Below are 18,629 nucleotides of genomic sequence, written 5' to 3'. Positions count from 1 at the left end.
AGATGTGCTAATTATTTTACACTTCGCCTATGCTTATATTTTAATTATTTATCAATTATGAAAAAAATATTTTTATTTAATATAACATTGTTTGTAGCAGGATTATCTTATGCACAAACAAGTACAGAAAATTATATACAGACAACAAACTGCCTTGATGCAGATTGTATAAAAAAAGCAGAAACCGTACAATATTTTGATTATCTGGGAAGACCAAAACAGAGTGTCAGCGTAAAATCTTCTCCCACAGAAAAAGATGTTGTAGTTCATGTGGAATATGATGCATTGGGAAGACAGACCAAAGAATATCTTCCTGTTCCTCAATCCGGAACTCAGAATGGAGAATTTTATACTTCCCCCCTCGGAAATGCTTCTGCTGTGTATGGGGCAGAAAAAATATATACTGAGAAAATTCTGGAAAACTCTCCTTTACAAAGGGTTTTACAGCAAAAACAGGTTGGAAATGCATGGACAGACAAGCCCATAACTTTTGCATATGATACTAACACTGTAGCTGATCACGTCAAAAAATATGCTCCTATTACAAGCTGGAATGCTACAGAAAAATTGTACTCTCAGGAGCTTCCGGCTCCTTCGGAGTATCAGGCAGGGCAGCTGGTGAAAAATACTGTTACCGATGAAGACGGAATTACAACCATTGAATTTAAAGATGGTTCAGGACAAACCGTTTTGATAAGAAAAGTAGTGAACTCTTCCCAAAATGTAGACACTTATTATGTGTATGATGATTATAAACAATTAGTTTTTGTAATTCCGCCACTGGCTGCTGCTTCGGCATCTGTCTCGGGTACAGTGCTCGATAATCTTTGTTATCAGTACAAATACGACAGCAGAAACAGACTCGTAGAAAAGAAGCTTCCCGGCAAAGCATGGGAATATATGGTGTATGATGGTGTTGATAAGCTCATCCTTTCTCAGGATGCCAATCAGAGAGCTTCATTCAGTTGGACTATCTATAAATATGATATCTTTGGAAGACCTATTTATACAGGCATTGTAATGTCTAATAATACAAGAATCGGGATGCAGAACCAAATCATTGGGGGAGCTATCCTTGAAGGCCGGGATAATACCCCTCTGACTGCAAACGGAATGCCTTATTATTATACCAACATGCACTGGGGACTAGATACTCTTCTTTCAGTTACTTATTATGACTCCTATCCTCAGCAGTATGGCTTTAATCCGCCTTTTCCTTCAAACATTTTAGGAGAACCAGTATTGACTGAAAACCCTACCGCTGACGGTAAAAGTACAAAAGGGCTTCCTGTTCTTAGTCTTGTAAAAAATATCGAGGATGACAGCTGGACAAAGACCTATACTTATTATGACAGGAAAGGGAGGGTGATTGGTACGCATTCTATCAATCATCTGGGAGGATATACCAGAGTAGAATCTAAACTGGATTTTGCAGGACTACCACTACAAATCATAACCAAACATAAAAGGCTAGCTTCCGATGTAGAAAGAGTTATCAATGAAAATTTTGGTTATGATCATCAGAACAGAGTATTGGTTCATAACCATCAGATTGATAGTAGTCCCACAGAAGTTTTAGCCAAGAATGAGTATAACGAACTTTCAGAGTTAAAAAATAAAAAAGTTGGCGGACCCAACCCTAGAACTCCTCTTGAAAGTATTGATTACACCTATAATATCAGAGGATGGCTCACTAAGATCAACGATCCTGCCAATCTAAACGGAAAGCTCTTTGGATATGAAATAAAATATACAAATCCTGTGAGAGGAAACTATCCCGGCAGATTTAACGGGAATATTGCTGAAGTAGATTGGAAAGCCGCCACAGATGGGCAGCTGAGAAGATATAATTATTCATATGACCCTCTCAACAGATTAGTGCATGCCATATATCTGAAGCCGGATGCTTCCGTAGTACAGACTAGTGCCTATAACGAATGGGTTGATTATGATATTAATGGAAATATCACCCGTCTGGACAGGTATGGAAATTCTGATGGCAACGGTCCTATGCAAATAGACAGACTATACTATACTTATTCTGGAAACAGGCTAAGCAAGGTTGAAGATGCCTCTCAAAATTCATCGGGTTATCCATATGTTGCAAGTCCTAATACCATCAATTATGATGATAATGGGAATATGACCAGCCAGATGGATAAAGGAATTTCTTCCATCCAATATAATTATTTAAATTTACCAAAGAAAATTACACAAAACTCCAAAGTAACCGATTATGTTTACAGAGCAGACGGAGTAAAGGTGAAAAAGGTATTGGATACAAAAACTACAGATTATCTGGATGGTTTTCAGTATGATAATTCGGTATTAAAATTCTTTCCGACGGCAGAAGGATATTTTAATGTTGAGACCGGAAAGTATGTATATAATTATACAGACCACCTTGGAAATGTCAGGTTAAGTTATGCTAAGAATGGTGCTGGAACAGAGATCATTGAAGAGAATAATTATTATCCGTTTGGATTGAAACATGAAGGGTATAATACTTTGTTAGGAAATCCAGCTTATAATTACAAATATAACGGTAAGGAACTCCAGGAGAATGGTATGTATGATTATGGAGCAAGGATGTATATGCCTGATCTGGGAAGATGGGGTGTAATGGATGCCATGTCTGAGAAATACAGAAGACACAGCCCTTATAATTATGCTGTAAACAATCCTGTGATGGTCATTGATCCAGATGGGAATGATGTTGTAAGTGTAAACGGAGGAATGATGGCTACAGGTGGTGATGCGGGATTTGCTTATAGTGCATTTGTAGCAACAAGGTCTACAAGTACCAATTTCTTTACAGGATCTAGTTTTGAAGGTTTAATGGACGATTATAGGCTTAATAGAAATGGTAAGTTTGAACTTATAAAGAAAACTAAAGATGGATTTGATAGATTGTTCAATTGGAATAATACTGAATTTATAAAACTGAATACCGAGTTTATGAAGAATTTGCGTCAAGATACAGAATACGATAGTTATTTAAAACAATATAAACCTGTAGAAACAACAATAACATTTGAAAACTCTTCAGTTTCTGTAAAACAAATAAAGAATTATTTCTATTTTCTGGCAGCAAACACAGAAAAGGAATGGGGATTTAATCATTTAACTAAAAATGGATGGTTTTCAGATAGTTCTGTAACAATAATTAATAGTAACCACCAAGATGGTAGTGTTGGTATGAGCGCAGTCTTTAAATATTTAAATTCTGGTTATAATTTATTAGGATCTGGACATTCGCATCCTTTTTTAATCTATGACCACCCAGAAAATAGACATTTATTAAAATCAAGGTATGATGAAATGGCATATCCTTCCGGATTCCAAAAAGATGGAAGTGTAGATTTTGGCTACAAGACTGGTGACAGGAGTAGCTACGAAAATTTATTAAATAAATATGGAGGGCAAATAAAAGCTAATCCATGGATATATATAGGTAACCCAGATAACCGACCACATGTTATATACTATGATACGACATCTTTTAGAAGGAAGTAAAGCATCATTGCTTCTTCTTATCTTATTTTCTTGTAAAGAAAATAGAAAAGAAAACATTAAAGAGTACTCTTATCCCAGAATTTTAATCAAAGAAGATCTAAAAAGAGAAATATACTCCTATAAACAAGGATTGATTAGGTTGCAAGCATCGAAAAGTAATAATCTAAGTATTTATTTTAATAAGAAAAATGATACGACTTTTATAGAAATAGGGGATTATAAACCGAACCTTGAAATACTAAATATAAAGGGAGTTGAAATCATGAAAAAGGATACAGTATATTTATTTAGCACAAATGATTCAATAAGTATAGAACCGTTTTGTGAAAATCAGTTTAATGACAAAATTAATATTATAGATAATTTGGAACCATCTCTTAATCATTTTGATCCTCATTTTAGATGCCTTTATGTTGATAATGGAAATTTAAAAGTACTTTTTTATGGTAGATGTAAATAAAGTGAGTGGTATGATAAAGTGAACTACCATTAGCCAACTGCGCAAAGTCTCCCGACTTTGAGCTTATTAAATAAACTTACCCTCTGGTTTTCAAGGTAGAATAAATAGCACCTCTTGCATATTTGCAAGGGGTGTTCATATAGATCATTATCATATAAACTTGTACGATATGTATTGTTTACTTTTTTATATATCGTATATTCATTATTTAGAATATAAGAAAAGCTTCATAGTAAACAATATTAAAAATGTATGTAAACTTAATGATACAATTGTACGTGAATAATGAAGAAAATTAATATCTCAGCTGCACAACAAGCATTTATTAATTATAGAGATAGTATGCCACCTGATGATCATTTTAATCAATTTGGGCAGTTTCTATATACAGACAATAAAAAAACAAATAATATTATTATTGATTTTCAAAATCCAATTACAAGAAAATTAAATACAGCTCCGTGGCTATCAGTGGAATTAAAAGATTATATATTTAATAAAAATAATGCGTTTGTTTTAGCAAATATCGCTAATCATTATGCTGAAGAAGCTGGTATAGATTTAAATAGGCTTAAAGGTAATAGCATGTCTGTCGCAATTGCAAATTTTCATTTTGATGGTGGTGGGAAGATAGTTGGAACATTTTCTAGATTCAATGGAGGCGAATATAACCCAGATGCTTTAATGCAGGCAAACAAAGGGGATAAAACAGTCTCTTTGATGGTGGGGAATGGAAAAGCTCATCCATATTATAATGATAAAAACAATATGATTTCTGCATTAAGTCATGAGGGAGGAAAAATAAGTCACTTAACATTAAATCCTGATAATATTAATATATCTAAATTAGATTTGGCCAAAGAGCATATCAAAATTTATGAACATCAAATGTCTTCTCCTCTTTTTATGAAGACTACACCTGAATTTCAACAATTAATGAAAAAAAATTATTCTAATGATAAATGGTATTATAACACATACAGACCGAAATAGATTTAAAATCTGTGTATTCCTATTAATTATTTTATTTATTTCATGTAAGAAATCTACATTAAAGAATGAGAATTTTGTTTGTTCTTTCCAGAATTTGATATGTGATTATAAAAAAGATAGTATAAGAATAAAAAATGTAGAGACTTTTTTACTTTTTGGGAATCCTACAAGCGATACACTTAAAATATCTATAAAAGATATTCAAAAGAACTATCGACATATTTATGAAAAAGATACATTTCAGATAAATTTTGAAGCATTAACACCCATTTCTATTCCACCACATGACTCTCTCGGATTACCTTGTATGTCAATAATTGAAAAGGACTTTGATAAAAGAAATAAAATTTTTGAAAAAGGATTCTCAGTTATTAATATTAAATCGAAGAAAGAAACTTTTAATGCACCAAGTTACAGATTAAAACAAATGAATGAGTTTCAATTATATCAAAAATGGGGGAAGATAAATAATAATATGAGTTTATAAAATAAGAAATCCCCCAGATGGGAATGATGGCTACAGGTGGCGATGCAGGATTAGCCTATAGTGCATATGTGGCAACAATGTCTACTAGTTCTGAAACTTCAGGGAGAAATTTCTTTACAGGATCTAGTTTTGAAAGTTTAATGGACGATTATAGGCTTAATAGAAATGGTAAACTTGAACTTATAAATGGAACTAAAGATGGGTTTGATAGATTGTTCAATTGGAATAGCACTGAGTTTATAAAACTGAATAAAGAGTTTATGAAGAATTTGCGTCAAGATACAGAATATGATAGTTATTTAAAACAATATAAACCTGTAGAAACAACAATAATATTTGAAAATTCTTCAGTTTCTGTAAAACAAATAAAGAACTATTTCTATTTTCTGGCAGCAAACACAGAAAAGGAATGGGGATTTAATTATTTAACTAAAAATGGTTGGTTTTCAGATAGTTCTGTAACAATAATTAATAGTAACCATCAAGACGATAAAGTAAGTTTAAATCCAATATTCAGATATTTGGATTCAGGTTATAATCTAATGGGATCCGGCCACTCACATCAAATGCTAATATATGATCATCCTGAAAATAAACATTTACTTAAGGGACGATATGAAGTAATTAATTATCCTTCTGGATTTAATTCTGATGGGAGTGTACGATATAAACCTGATCAAGGAGACCGAACATCTCATGAAGCATTATTACAAAATTATGGCAATCAGATTAAAGCTAATCCTTGGATCTATATAGGTAATAAAGATAATAGACCACATTTTATATATTATGATACGACATCTTTTAGAAGGAAGTAAAGCATTGTTGCTTTTTCTTATCTTATTTTCTTGCACAGAGAAGAAAATGGAAAAAATTACAGAATATTTCTATCCGGATATTGTAATTAATGAACAGTTAAAAAAAGAAATTTTTTCATACAAAGAAGATTTGAAAAGAATGCAAGCCACACAATCAAATAATATATGTCTTTTTTTTACAAAAAAAAAGGATAGTATCTTTATTGAAATAGGAGATTATAAACCCAATCTTAAAATGATAAATGTTAAAGGTATTGAAGTAATAAAAAATGATACGGTCTATCTATTCAGTGATAAAGATTTTGTAGAATTAGGCAACTTTTATAAAAATAAAAGTAATAAAAAAATAAAAATTCTTAGAAATTCAAAACCAAACTTTGATCGTCATGATCCTCATTTCAGATGTCTTTATTTTGATGGAAAAACTATTAGAATTAATTCTTACAATAATCAATGTATCTAGTTCTCCCTGCTGGCGCGAGCGTCTCGCTCGTGTCCACAAAAAAATAAAACGAAAAAACCACTGCTCCAGCAGTGGTTTTTATCTTTTATCTCTTACTTATCAAGCAACCTCTCCAGCCTGCTCATCATTTCATCCTTTTCTTTCAGCATGCGTTCATACAACGCAATTTTTTCCTCGTGGAGTTTTATTACCTGCTCAATTGGATTGAAGATGGGATTATCATTTCTCTGATATCCAATACCATGTTCTCCAAACGTATTAGCAATTATATTCACAGCCTGTTCCTCATCAAAATTTTGAAAAGCTTCTACGGGAATTTTCAGTACTTCGGATATTTTTTCCAGCAGTGGGTTTTCGATGGTTTCTTTCTGTTCAAGTAAAGAAATTTTCTTTTGGTTCCAGTCTTCGCCCAGATCCAGCGCCAATGCCTCCTGCTTAATGCCCAGCATTTCTCTAAAACGTTTTACATTTCTTCCCTGATGTATTTTGTGGTCCATTCTTAATCAATTTGTGAAGATTCAAAGATAATACATTCTGTAAAGTAAAGGTTAAAAAATGTCCGGTAAAATATTCTCATTTATTGATATACCAACTTAGCCTGATACCATTATCCAGTTCACCAGACACCTCCGGCTCTTTAGTCAGCGGTTTTTATTCCGTTCTATAAGGCCCTGTAACTCCTGATTACAGTGGCGCCAGGCTCATACGGACTCGTTATAGCCTCCTTACCCAAGAGGTAGAGGGGGTTAGATAAGACAGGAGTTATCCTATTTTCACTAAATAGATGTAAGCAATGAAAACAGATTCTATCCTAATATTTTAAATTTCCTAACTTTGTAGTTCTCAACAATATCAAAAAACTATGTCAATCACCAGCGAAGATCAGATGCTCGGAATGCAAAAAGTAAGTGAAGCCGTTGCTTTTACCCTTAAAAAAATGATAGATTATGCTGAACCCGGCATGACCACAAAAGATCTCGACGAATACGGAGCCAAAATACTGGAAAGCTTTGGGGCAAAATCTGCTCCGTACTTAACATACGGATTTCCCGGCTGGACGTGCATTAGTGTGGATAATGAATTCTGCCACGGTATTCCCACTGATCAGAGGGTTTTGAAAGAAGGAGATCTCATTAATATTGATGTTTCCGCGGAACTGAATGGATATTGGGCTGATAACGGAGGTTCTTTTGTCATTGGAAAAGATATTCACGGACATCAGAAACTGGTGGAGGCATCTAAAGATATTTTGAGAAAAGCAATCGACAATATCAAAGGTGGGGTAAAAATAGCCGACATAGGCCATTTGATGGAAACAGAAGCAAAGAAAAGAGGGCTTAAAGTCATTAAAAATCTTGCCGGCCATGGAGTGGGAAGAAGCTTACACGAGCAGCCTGATGAATTGCTGAACTACAGAAACCGCTATGATTCCAGACGCTTTAAGAAAAACTCTGTTGTGGCTATCGAAACCTTTATCTCCACAGATTCCAATATTGCTGTTGAATTAAAAGATGGCTGGACGATGGTAGGAAATAAAGGCGGCTATATGGCTCAGCACGAACATACCCTTGTCGTTACCGACGGAAAACCAATCATTTTAACCGAAATGAACGAAATCCTGAATTAATTTTTCACTCAACAATTCCGTGTAAAGCAGATACAAATAATCAGGAGATAGGATCCTGGTTATAACTTCGCTGTTGTCAATTCTTTGATTGTCTTAAGCTGTCGTTAAAATTAAAAATCCATGCCTCTTGCATTAAACACAAAATAATTTGTACTGTTTCACTCACAAAACTTCATCCGGCCAGCGGGCCCATTCCCTATCTGGTTGCTTTTGTCTAAGATATTAGGATTACAAATGTTACATTGATCATTCGCCGAAAAACGTTCATAGCAGCAAAATATTTTTGCTCTGTTTTACAATTTGTAATCGTTACCTCATAAGATTAAACGGTTGAAAATGCAGGTTTTAACTTGTTAAACCGTAAATACTTTGCTATATTTATAGAATAAAATCAATTCACAAAACCTATCTGATATGAAAAAATTTCTTTTAATTCTTTTGGGAATCATGGTTATTCTGGCTGCTGTAGTATTGATCAAAACGTACACCTATCCGTTTAAGAAAAATAATCTGGGAGCAGGCGAAGGGTGGAAGCCGGTAAGAAATGATTCTGCAGTGATGAGATTTTCAGGAGGAATAAAAGTTCCTACCGTTTCTACAGGCAGTTTGGGTGAATTTGATTATGCACCGTTTGATCAGTTCAAAACCTATTTAAAAACCTCTTATCCATTAGTATATCAAAACACCGAAAATGTTGAAGTCAATCAATACGGACTGGTGTTCAGACTCAAAGGCAGCAATCCCGCTTTGGAGCCTATTCTGTTCCTTTCTCATATGGATGTGGTGCCGCCGGGAGATGCTGACATCAAAAATAATGAAGAAAATGTATTCCGTCCGGATGATAAACCGCTGGAGCCCGTTTCAAAAGTAGCGGAAGATTGGGAATATGGCCCTTTTTCAGGAGCCGTTGCCAATGGAAGAATTTACGGCAGAGGAGCAATTGATATGAAAGGAATGCTTTTTTCCTTAATGGAATCCATGAATTCAATGATTAAAAATAAGCAGGTTCCACAACGGGATATGTATCTGGCTTTCGGTTTTGATGAAGAAGTAGGCGGACAAAAAGGAGCGATGCAGATTGCCGATTATTTTAAGAAAAAAGGACTGAAGTTTGATGCCGTTTATGATGAAGGAGGATTAATTATGCGAAAAGGAAACGTAGCAGGAATAGATACCGATGTAGCCGTAGTAGGATGCGCAGAAAAAGGATTTCTTTCCGCAAAAATAAAAGTAAAAGGCCTGGGAGGGCACTCATCAATGCCTCCCATGGAAAGCGCTATTGGAAAGGCTGCCGTTATTATGCAGCGTCTGGAAGATCATCAGATGAAGCCGGTGATTACGCCTTTAATCAAAGAATTTTTTAATAATATTGGGGGAGAAATGCCTTTCGCAACAAGAATGGCACTCGCTAATCAATGGCTTTTAAAACCGGTATTAATTTCACAGCTTACTAAAAATAATACGACCAATGCCTTGGTAAGAACCACCACTGCACTTACCATGATGAAAGGAAGTGATGGGACTAACGTGCTTTCCCCCGAAGTCGAATTTGTTGTTAATTTCAGGCTTCTTCCCGGAAATACGGTAAAAGATGTAAAAGCGCATATTGCTAAAGCCACTGAAGGATTTGATGTTGAGGTAGAAGAAATTGATAATACCAGAGAAGCGTCTGCCATTTCATCAAGCAGCACAAAAGCTTTTAAAATGATAGAAGCCGGAGTAAAAGAAATTCATCCCGGAGCTATCGTCACACCTTACCTGACTATGGCAGGAACGGATGCCGGTAAATATGAGATCGTAAGCAAAAATGTCTACAGATTCATGCCGATTAAAATCAACAGTGCTGAGCAGCAAAGTATTCACAGTACGAATGAATACCTTAGCATTGAAAATTACCTGAAGATGATTCATTATTTTGAATACATCATGCTGAATTATGACAAATAAATGGCAATGGTGAATACTTCAAGCCGCTTCGCTGTGAATTCTTCCGAGTTAGGGTTGCGTGTTTTCGATTCAGAATAAGATCTTGTATTGTTTTAAAGAACGATCGCAAAGTCGTTTCGTTCAGCAGTTGACGGATGCTATTCTAGCTAAACGAAATGCCTTCGCAAACCAAAAACTGATCCTTCACGGAATAATTATCTAAAATCTTTTTTACAAAAAATATATTGCGTCAAGTTTTGTCGCATTACGGATATAGCTTTGTCATATCAAAATTACAGAGCTATGGAATTACCATTTTACTTAAACTTTAACGACTTTGAAAGTAATTATTACGATAACCTTGAAAAATGGTTTGAAGAATATCATAATACCAGCGAAACAGATTATCTGAAAGCTCTTGCTGATCTTTACAGCCCATATGTTTATTATAACTTTACAGACGATAGGCTGAAGCCGGATGCCTCCATTGAGGTGAAAGACTGCTTTTTTCCTTATCACGACAAAATTGGGATTTCTTTCTGTATAGATTGTGAAAACGGAAAATCCCCGTCCAATGGAATGAATCAGGTTTTTGAATTCAAAAATATTTCGATGATGGAATATGCCCAGCATATTCTGGATAAGATCAATAAATACTGCTCCAAAAATGCTCATGCTCTGGATGGAAGAAAAAATATCCAGGATTATATTAATAACTATAGCATTGTAACCTCCATGGAAGGAGTAGGGTACTGCATCAGCTACAACCGCCATCAGAAAGCAATTCCTTTTTTAAAGGCGTATCTCCCTTACTATGGGCAGACCGTTAATATGGCTGTGTACAGAGATTTTCTTTTTTCTGTAGTTCAGATTGCGGAGTTCATAGATCAGAAACTGAAAACGGTTCATGCTTTCAGACAGACTATTTATGCACGCTCAAGAGCAGAAGCAAAGTTCAATGTACAATTGAGCCGACAATTTTTAACGTTGTGCAACTAAAATTTTACACCAAACATTCATACTTAATTATATTGCGGAAAACTTATGTTTTTCAAACAGAAGAATCCGTCTCACAACTGAGACGGATTCTTTTTAATTAAAATATGTTAATTCTCTTTTTTAACCATATATTTTTCCATTGCAGGATCTGTAATGGGAAGAATAAAATCACTTAAAACTGTATTTGATAATTTCATCAACAATATACCTCGCATTGTAGAATGGGAAACTGAAAAAATAATACTACCTAAATGAGCGCTTGCTTTTATCTGTTTATCCACAACCCTTACAATTCTAGAAAAATCTTCATATTCATAAATAAATATTGCCGAAAACATCGCCTTTGCTTCTTTTTCATTTTCAGAATTAGTGTTTAACTCAATATCATATTCGAGTCTTATTAGCTTATCTGCAATATTAAATGCAACAGCAACTCCAATCTTTGAATCGTATTCTGTAATGGATTCTTTAGAAAAAGTTTCTGGTTGAATAATAGATTCATTTGTTATAAAGAATTCTATCAAATGTAATTTATGAGGATCAAACTTATGCGAATTTGATTTTTCTTGACTCATCCCAATTTTTTCTATTAGTATTTTTCTCAGCTTTAATTTTCTTTTCAATAACGAAAGAAACAATCGTTTGTTCCCATTCCTCTTTGAAATTGCTTGTAAAGCATTTTAAAGGAATTTCAATAATTGACTCTCCTAATTCAGCCTCTATTTTTGCAATAGATCTTAGGGTAAGATTGTGATTTCCACTTAACCATTTACTAAGCTCAGAAGGGCTCTTACCCATGCTTGTAGCAAGATCTTTCTGCGAAATATTCTTTTCTTTAAGAATTTGATTTATTCTTAAAACTATATCAGAATATTTATCAATAAATATTTCTGTGTCCTTTGAAGTTTGGTCGATTATTTCTTTTAAGAACTTATTTCTCATTAGAATAGTATTTCTGTTATTTTGGTATTTTCGTAATAATCTAGAATCTCTCGTTTCTTCTCACATAATTTAATATCATTATCTGCAAAAGCTTTTAAAATTCTATCTGCATAGATATTTGCATCATGGAATGACATACTTGTTGCTCCATCTTGAGCCGCTTGGCTAGTTTTTTCAGCACCATTAAATAATATTACACAGGATTGTGAAATTCTAAGGCAATATAGTCTTAATGGAAAGTTATCTAATATACTAATTTCTTCTATTTCTATATTAGGATTTGGAGGTAAAGCATGCGCTTTTCTTTCGTCCCTAAAAAAAGAATCTATTGCTCCTCTTTTCTCCCCTATAGTTTTAGTCAAAAAACTTGCCAATTCAGAAGCATAACTTTTCAATTCAGGCATATTAAAAAACTTTACAAAGAATTTCTCGGTCTCGGATATTTCCTCACCATCAATCACAACAGTATAAAATACGCACTTTGAACCTTCATCGTCAAATATTTCTAAGGCAAAATTACTCATTATTTTTAATCTGGCAACAAAAATTAACTTAAAAGTGAATTGTAGTTATTTTGTTATATAAAATTTAAATATTTAATTTTATTTAAAGATGATAACATTATTGATTTTGTAATATGTGCAAATCTAAAATTTATTTTCGAAATAAAATTACGGTTTTCCGTATAGTGCATATTACAACGTCACCGTATATTTATATAATTTGTAAACTAAGCGTACATGAAGTCTTTTGTAAGGCTCTCTTTGGGGATTCTTTAAAAATAAAAAGGTATAACATATTTGTAGTGCTTTTTAATACGTCAAGTTTTGTCGCATTACGGGTATAGCTTTGTCATATCAAAATTACAGAGCTATGGAATTACCATTTTACTTAAACTTTAACGACTTTGAAAGTAATTATTACGATAACCTTGAAAAATGGTTTGAAGAATATCATAATACCAGCGAAACAGATTATCTGAAAGCTCTTGCTGATCTTTACAGCCCATATGTTTATTACAACTTTACAGACGATAGGCTGAAGCCGGATGCCTCCATTGAGGTGAAAGACTGCTTTTTTCCTTATCACGACAAAATCGGGATTTCTTTCTGTATAGACTGTGAAAACGGAACATCACCATCCAATGGAATGAATCAGGTTTTTGAATTCAAAAATATTTCGATGATGGAATATGCCCAGCATATTCTGGATAAGATCAATAAATACTGCTCCAAAAATGCTCATGCTCTGGATGGAAGAAAAAATATCCAGGATTATATTAATAACTATAGCATTGTAACCTCCATGGAAGGAGTAGGGTACTGCATCAGCTACAACCGCCATCAGAAAGCAATTCCTTTTTTAAAGGCGTATCTCCCTTACTATGGGCAGACCGTTAATATGGCTGTGTACAGAGATTTTCTTTTTTCTGTAGTTCAGATTGCGGAGTTCATAGATCAGAAACTGAAAACGGTTCATGCTTTCAGACAGACTATTTATGCACGTTCCAGAGCAGAAGCAAAGTTCAATGTACAGTTGAGCCGGCAGTTTCTGACCCTGTGCAACTAAAATTTTACACCAAACATTCATACTTAATTATATTGCGGAAAACTTATGTTTTTCAAACAGAAATCCCGGTCAGTGATGACCGGGATTTTGTATTATAGTAACAAACAAATATTGTCTGTCATTTTTTGTAAGGAATATTCCAGATCAGATCCGCTGCCAGATAATGAACACCGCCGTGATGAATACTTCTGCTGTCTCTGATGAGATCATCCATATATCCTATATCCACGGTAAAAGGAGAATTCGGAATGGAGAACATATAGTAAGCCGCAATACGCATTTCTCTGTACCCGAATGATCCCCATTCAGAATCCGGCTCATTGAGATGACTTATAGAAAACAAAGCTTCTGCGCTCAATGCCAGCTTCTGATTGTTTTTAGGAGATAAATTATACGTGAGTTGGCTCTTAATTCGGGTTCTCAACTGAAAATCTTCTTCCGCTTTATGAAAATCTGCATCGAAAAACTTTCTGAATTCCTGCCGTATTGTATTTTTCAGTTTCCAGTTTTTTCCAAGTTCAAAAGTATAGGCATATCTACCGTAAATCCTGAATTCCTGTTCTGTATTTTCCTTATCGTAAGGAGCTGTATTTTCATACTTTGGCTGCCGGCGATAGCTTAATGCATAGCTATACTGCTGATGCGGGGCAAAGGAATGGTATACTTCATGATTCAATACAATGATCGCCTGTTTTGAAAACAAATTATGATTATCCGGGCTGCTTTTTCTACCTATTGCAATGTAACTCAACGCTTGTTTCTTACCTAAAGAATCCAATTGTCGCTTCACTCCGAAAGCCCCCCAAAATGCATTATTTGCATCACCTAATCCAGGCGGACTGATCTGTGCCTGCATGGTGGCTCCCATACATCCCAATAAAAATAATACTGCAAAAAATTTCTTCATGCTCAATAGTGTGGATAACTGTTTTAATGTTAAATGACTGCGAAACCATGAAATGAATATGAATATTGTTGAGACGCAGATAGAATACTTATTGATGGCAAAATTATAGGCTTTGTTCATAAATTGTTTATTCAAAATCTTTTAATACTGTTTAAAAACAAGACAAAATAAAAACCTGATTTAGGATAGATTTAGGAATAAAGCCTTTTGGATTGAAGGGCAATTGTTAATAAAATGTGGATAACTTATTAATAACTTGTGGAAAAGCGGATACGTATTTTTAAGTTAATTATAAAACAGATTGATTTTCTGGCGTATAGGTGCAATAATTAATTGCCACAATATATAAAATACTGTGGCAATCAAATTGTATGGACTGTTATTTACATTTAGTTCTGTCTTACTCCGCACATAGCATCCCATGTGGTCCAGAAATGAGCATTGATGGCGCCTACTGGAGGATTGGTGCTGTCTGCAACGATGCCTACCATAGAAGCACAATTGGAGTTGCAGCCTATTTCATTATGACTTCCCTGCTGTGGCGGAATCTGGCGCCATGTACCGGTAGATCCGCTTAGTAATTCTACTTTAATTTCAAAAATCCCTGAAAGATTAGGAGTCTGAATTTGCTTGGTAGGATTCTCACTTGAGATAAAGTCACTCCAGTTTCCCTGTGAGAAAGTTACACGCCATGTAGAAATCATTTTTGTGGTATCATTTTGTGGGGAAAGATACACCCAGAACTGTGCTCCGTTTCCAAGTACTAACTGACCTGAAGAATTTGCATTTACACTTGTTGATGTCATATCGATTTGGATTTTAGATGGTTAATTTGTACCTCAAAGTAACGAAGAACAGAAATAATAGGGTAGAGTATAAATAACCAATTGTAGGATTTAGTAGAAATACCTAAGAAAAGATGAAGGGTAAAACTGAAGGCTGATAGGTATTAATTGTTTTTGTTAGAAATATGATTATTAATTTAATACGTCGAGTTTTGTCGCTTTCACGGTAGATCTTTGTGTCAAGAAAAATCACAAACAAAAAATGAAATACAAATGGACCTTCAGAATTATTTAAACGAAATAGAGGTATATTTTAGTTGATGGTTTTAAAACCGGTGTCTTTACTGGGAAAAAGATTTCAGATTACATGAATAATTCTAAAAAGGACTATAAAAATGCCAGAAGATGCATTAACGGCACCGATAGAATGGATCTGATCGCAAATTACGCGAAAGAGTTTGAAAGGATTCTTTTACTGGCAAAATAAGCTGAAGTATTACAAGATCATTTTTTTAAATTCCCTCAGATAGACCTGAGGGAATTTTATTTATACAACTTTAGTCCTTGAAACGAACTGTTATAACACCGTTTAAATCATGATCCATCAGGCATTGGAAGTATGCCATATCAGGGGCACTAAGACCATCTAAGGCTATAGTTCCTGCTGTAGATGAAACCCCTCCTGATTGAATCCATAATTTACCCTCCATTTCAACAACTTCTATACTGTGAACGTCTCCCTTACAAGCATATATCATATACCCATCACCCAAGTAATTATCATTATCAATTACAACTTCATGAACGCTTTTAGATGTATTACGGTTGTTGTCGTTTAATTTCTTTACTACAAGTGTATTATTGGAACTTGAAAGTAAAGTATTGGTTTCTTTAATTAAATAGCTATCCATATACTTTACCTCATTTCCAAAAGTAATTTTTAATACGGATTTACCATTAACAATTGCAGTTTCAACTTTACGCTCAGCCTTTTTTAATTTTGCAGAAGTTTCTTGTGTATTTTCAGTAGTATCTTGCTCACAAGAATGAAAAATTGATAGAATAGCTATTGAGCAGGCAATAGCCTTAAAGGGAATTTTAATTTTCATGTTATTAGTTATTTTAATTATTGCAAACTTAATAATTACAGCTATTTAGAACAATTAAAAATAAATGATAATAATCATAGCTGACTTGTAAATGATAATAAATAAAAATTCCCCACTGTTAGGTGGGGATCGTTGTTTGGTCAAACTTTTGCGTAATTCATTACGTCAGTAGGTTGTTAACAATGATGAGCAAAATTGGTTCATCATTTAGATTTTACTCGTCATTTAAAATTTAAATGTTAATTAAATCTTGAAGTTTCATATGGTATGTTTTTGGAAATTGTGGCTCATTATCGAGTGTAAAATTAGTTAAATATATTTAATACGCAATATTTACATATTAAATATATACATTATCTATATCTAACTGTTATTTTGATCTTTAGATTTTGCAAAAATAACTTCAATATCTATGCCAGCTAACGCTTCATCCTTTTTTGCCTCACTATAAAGACCTTTGTCTAATTTAAATGCTTTCGTTAGATTGTCTTCAGCCTTGCTTTTTAATGTTTTGATGTAGTCCGTTTTTATTGCGTCTTTGAATTCTAAATATTCTCTATTATAATTACATGCCAAGTTATAATACGCAGGCGCAAAACTAGGGTCAACATTAATTAGATCACGTAATTTTTTATTAGAATTATCAAAGTCTTTTAATAGCTTACTTTTTATATAACACGCATTAAGTAGACTTATTTTTTCATTATTATCTTTAATATATGCGTTTTCATAAGCTTTGGCAGCTAATTCATACTCTTCCATGGCGTATAGAAATTTGGCAAGTCTTTTAGTCATTAATGGTTCCATTTTGTCAACTCCATTTTTTGCTACATACTTTAAGATCTCTTGTTTTTCTTGTGGCTTCATTTTAGAGAAATCTGAGTTTAAATGACTGTTCACACTATCAGCGTTATCTATATAAACTTCATTAGGATTCATTGCTTCAGATGTAAGTATTGCTTCAATATTTTTATCATTAACAACGAGCTCTTCAAAAATTGTTGTTACAGACAATATAAAAAACACTATAAAACCTAGAATGAAATACGTTCCTATTATAGCCGCAATAATAACTGTATGACTGTCATCGTTACTTAGGGAGTTTGATAAGTGATAAATAATATACTTCAGGTAATGAAATATATCTTTGAATTCTATCAATGTAATTCCGACAATTATTTTAGTTAGCCAGCTTGTAATTTCCTTAAGAGATGAATTTCGCTGATATTTTTCTAAAAATTGGTTGTTATTATGTGATGGAAATCCAAATAAAAATCCAAGAAAACTACCTGCAAAGAATGATAAAAACTGCAATAATATAAGAGACGACAAAGTCCGACTATACTCAGCTCCATTAGTAGTATTAAGGCTGTAAATAATTATTAATACACTGGTGACAATAAGTATTAAGCATGTATAATTAAGGTACTTATTGTTGCATATTTTTATATATCCGTTCATGTTTTTACTCATGCCCATGGTATTTTTTTTAGTTTTCACGAAAATAGTTTTTTGTAACGACAAATCACGTCGTATTATTAATTATTTGCGAAACTAAATAAAATGAATGTTATCTCATTACGGTTTTCCGTAGTATTATAACTACATAAAATCCGTATTTTCACTGTGTTTTTAAATTTAAATTAATTAGTAACTTTTTGCAGATAAATACATTAACCATGAAAAATTTAAAAAAGATTTCCAGAAAAAGGCTGATCACTATTAACGGAGGAATTGAAGCTTGTACTCAAAACTGTCTGCCTGGATCAAGAAAATGTTGTACACGAGGGAAAGCATATTATTGCGCACCCGTAACAGAAGCATGCTTGTAGCATCATACAGCGGATGCTGTAAATTCTCTCAATCTAATGCTGCCTCTCAATTATGGGAGGCTTTTTTGTGATTAATAGGGTTGGTATTGGTTGGTCTAAGTTTATGAAATGATATTGTATAAGAATCCGTGATCCGGAATTGGTTTAGTGTAAAAATTGTTTAAAAAAGTATCGGATTATCCATATTTTACACCCA

General features: G+C 33.6%; 19 protein-coding genes. 11 read left to right on the top strand and 8 right to left on the bottom strand.

Annotated elements, in window-relative coordinates; all coding sequences use genetic code 11:
- Positions 1-57: 57 nt before the first annotated feature.
- The 6 genes from BLW74_RS17430 (at position 58) to BLW74_RS17405 (ending at position 6,737) form a co-directional block, all read left to right on the top strand.
- Positions 58-3,516, top strand: a complete 3,459-nt coding sequence (locus BLW74_RS17430) for a DUF6443 domain-containing protein (protein ID WP_089694455.1) — start codon at positions 58-60, stop codon at positions 3,514-3,516.
- Positions 3,488-3,976 carry a hypothetical protein gene (locus BLW74_RS17425; protein ID WP_089694453.1) on the top strand — a complete coding sequence of 163 codons (489 nt, stop codon included), beginning with the start codon at positions 3,488-3,490 and terminating at the stop codon, positions 3,974-3,976. Before BLW74_RS17430 ends, BLW74_RS17425 begins: the two co-directional genes overlap by 29 nt.
- A 285-nt stretch (positions 3,977-4,261) precedes the next feature.
- Positions 4,262-4,969, top strand: a complete 708-nt coding sequence (locus BLW74_RS17420) for a hypothetical protein (RefSeq protein ID WP_089694451.1) — start codon at positions 4,262-4,264, stop codon at positions 4,967-4,969.
- Positions 4,932-5,456 (top strand): hypothetical protein, encoded by a 525-nt coding sequence (locus tag BLW74_RS17415; protein WP_089694449.1) that lies wholly within the window; start codon positions 4,932-4,934, stop codon positions 5,454-5,456. Before BLW74_RS17420 ends, BLW74_RS17415 begins: the two co-directional genes overlap by 38 nt.
- A gap of 23 nt (positions 5,457-5,479) precedes the next feature.
- The gene (locus tag BLW74_RS17410) at positions 5,480-6,274 is read left to right on the top strand and encodes a JAB-like toxin 1 domain-containing protein (RefSeq protein WP_167358460.1); all 795 of its coding nucleotides are present in this window, start codon (positions 5,480-5,482) and stop codon (positions 6,272-6,274) included.
- 46 nt (positions 6,275-6,320) lie between these two features.
- Positions 6,321-6,737 (top strand): hypothetical protein, encoded by a 417-nt coding sequence (locus BLW74_RS17405; RefSeq protein WP_089694445.1) that lies wholly within the window; start codon positions 6,321-6,323, stop codon positions 6,735-6,737.
- A 92-nt stretch (positions 6,738-6,829) separates the two neighbouring features.
- On the opposite strand, the gene BLW74_RS17400 is transcribed toward BLW74_RS17405, so the two are convergent.
- Complete coding sequence (locus BLW74_RS17400; RefSeq protein ID WP_089694443.1) at positions 6,830-7,234, bottom strand: helix-turn-helix domain-containing protein; 405 nt, start codon at positions 7,232-7,234, stop codon at positions 6,830-6,832.
- Between the two features lie 365 nt (positions 7,235-7,599).
- On the opposite strand from BLW74_RS17400, the gene map reads away from it, so the two are divergent.
- The 3 genes from map (at position 7,600) to BLW74_RS17385 (ending at position 11,289) form a co-directional block, all read left to right on the top strand.
- Positions 7,600-8,364 carry a type I methionyl aminopeptidase gene (gene map / locus BLW74_RS17395; RefSeq protein ID WP_089694441.1) on the top strand — a complete coding sequence of 255 codons (765 nt, stop codon included), beginning with the start codon at positions 7,600-7,602 and terminating at the stop codon, positions 8,362-8,364.
- A 414-nt stretch (positions 8,365-8,778) separates the two neighbouring features.
- Positions 8,779-10,311, top strand: coding sequence for a M20/M25/M40 family metallo-hydrolase (locus BLW74_RS17390; RefSeq protein WP_089694439.1), 1,533 nt, complete (start codon positions 8,779-8,781; stop codon positions 10,309-10,311).
- Positions 10,312-10,593: 282 nt separating this feature from the next.
- Positions 10,594-11,289, top strand: a complete 696-nt coding sequence (locus tag BLW74_RS17385) for a hypothetical protein (RefSeq protein ID WP_089694437.1) — start codon at positions 10,594-10,596, stop codon at positions 11,287-11,289.
- A gap of 107 nt (positions 11,290-11,396) precedes the next feature.
- Here BLW74_RS17385 and BLW74_RS17380 read toward each other — a convergent pair whose 3' ends face one another.
- Genes BLW74_RS17380 through BLW74_RS17370 form a run of 3 tightly spaced genes read right to left on the bottom strand, consistent with a single transcriptional unit; the run spans position 11,397 to position 12,755 of the window.
- The gene (locus BLW74_RS17380; protein ID WP_089694436.1) at positions 11,397-11,864 is read right to left on the bottom strand and encodes a hypothetical protein; all 468 of its coding nucleotides are present in this window, start codon (positions 11,862-11,864) and stop codon (positions 11,397-11,399) included.
- On the bottom strand, positions 11,836-12,231 hold the full coding sequence (locus tag BLW74_RS17375) for a helix-turn-helix domain-containing protein (RefSeq protein WP_089694434.1): 396 nt from the start codon (positions 12,229-12,231) through the stop codon (positions 11,836-11,838). The genes BLW74_RS17380 and BLW74_RS17375 overlap by 29 nt, the downstream gene beginning before the upstream one ends.
- The gene (locus BLW74_RS17370) at positions 12,231-12,755 is read right to left on the bottom strand and encodes a hypothetical protein (protein ID WP_089694432.1); all 525 of its coding nucleotides are present in this window, start codon (positions 12,753-12,755) and stop codon (positions 12,231-12,233) included. Before BLW74_RS17370 ends, BLW74_RS17375 begins: the two co-directional genes overlap by 1 nt.
- A 349-nt stretch (positions 12,756-13,104) precedes the next feature.
- On the opposite strand from BLW74_RS17370, the gene BLW74_RS17365 reads away from it, so the two are divergent.
- The gene (locus BLW74_RS17365) at positions 13,105-13,800 is read left to right on the top strand and encodes a hypothetical protein (RefSeq protein ID WP_089694431.1); all 696 of its coding nucleotides are present in this window, start codon (positions 13,105-13,107) and stop codon (positions 13,798-13,800) included.
- 118 nt (positions 13,801-13,918) lie between these two features.
- Here the strand turns inward: BLW74_RS17365 and BLW74_RS17360 are convergent, their stop codons facing one another.
- From BLW74_RS17360 to BLW74_RS17345, 4 genes are all read right to left on the bottom strand, one after another.
- Positions 13,919-14,707, bottom strand: a complete 789-nt coding sequence (locus BLW74_RS17360; protein ID WP_167358459.1) for a DUF2490 domain-containing protein — start codon at positions 14,705-14,707, stop codon at positions 13,919-13,921.
- 389 nt (positions 14,708-15,096) lie between these two features.
- Entirely contained in the window at positions 15,097-15,513 is a 417-nt protein-coding gene (locus BLW74_RS17355; protein ID WP_089694427.1) for a hypothetical protein, read from the bottom strand.
- 536 nt (positions 15,514-16,049) lie between these two features.
- Entirely contained in the window at positions 16,050-16,601 is a 552-nt protein-coding gene (locus tag BLW74_RS17350) for a hypothetical protein (RefSeq protein ID WP_089694425.1), read from the bottom strand.
- A gap of 363 nt (positions 16,602-16,964) precedes the next feature.
- Positions 16,965-18,101: a tetratricopeptide repeat protein gene (locus tag BLW74_RS17345; protein WP_139265761.1), complete on the bottom strand. Its 1,137-nt coding sequence runs from the start codon at positions 18,099-18,101 to the stop codon at positions 16,965-16,967.
- A 179-nt stretch (positions 18,102-18,280) separates the two neighbouring features.
- On the opposite strand from BLW74_RS17345, the gene BLW74_RS22900 reads away from it, so the two are divergent.
- Positions 18,281-18,433, top strand: a complete 153-nt coding sequence (locus tag BLW74_RS22900) for a bacteriocin-like protein (RefSeq protein WP_446661300.1) — start codon at positions 18,281-18,283, stop codon at positions 18,431-18,433.
- The last annotated feature ends 196 nt before the right edge of the window (positions 18,434-18,629 follow it).

This window comes from Chryseobacterium culicis (genome assembly GCF_900108365.1).
GTDB classification, from domain to species: Bacteria; Bacteroidota; Bacteroidia; order Flavobacteriales; family Weeksellaceae; genus Chryseobacterium; species Chryseobacterium culicis.
The sequence above is the reverse complement of the archived record's forward strand: the minus strand, read 5'-3'. Positions and strand labels throughout refer to the sequence as shown.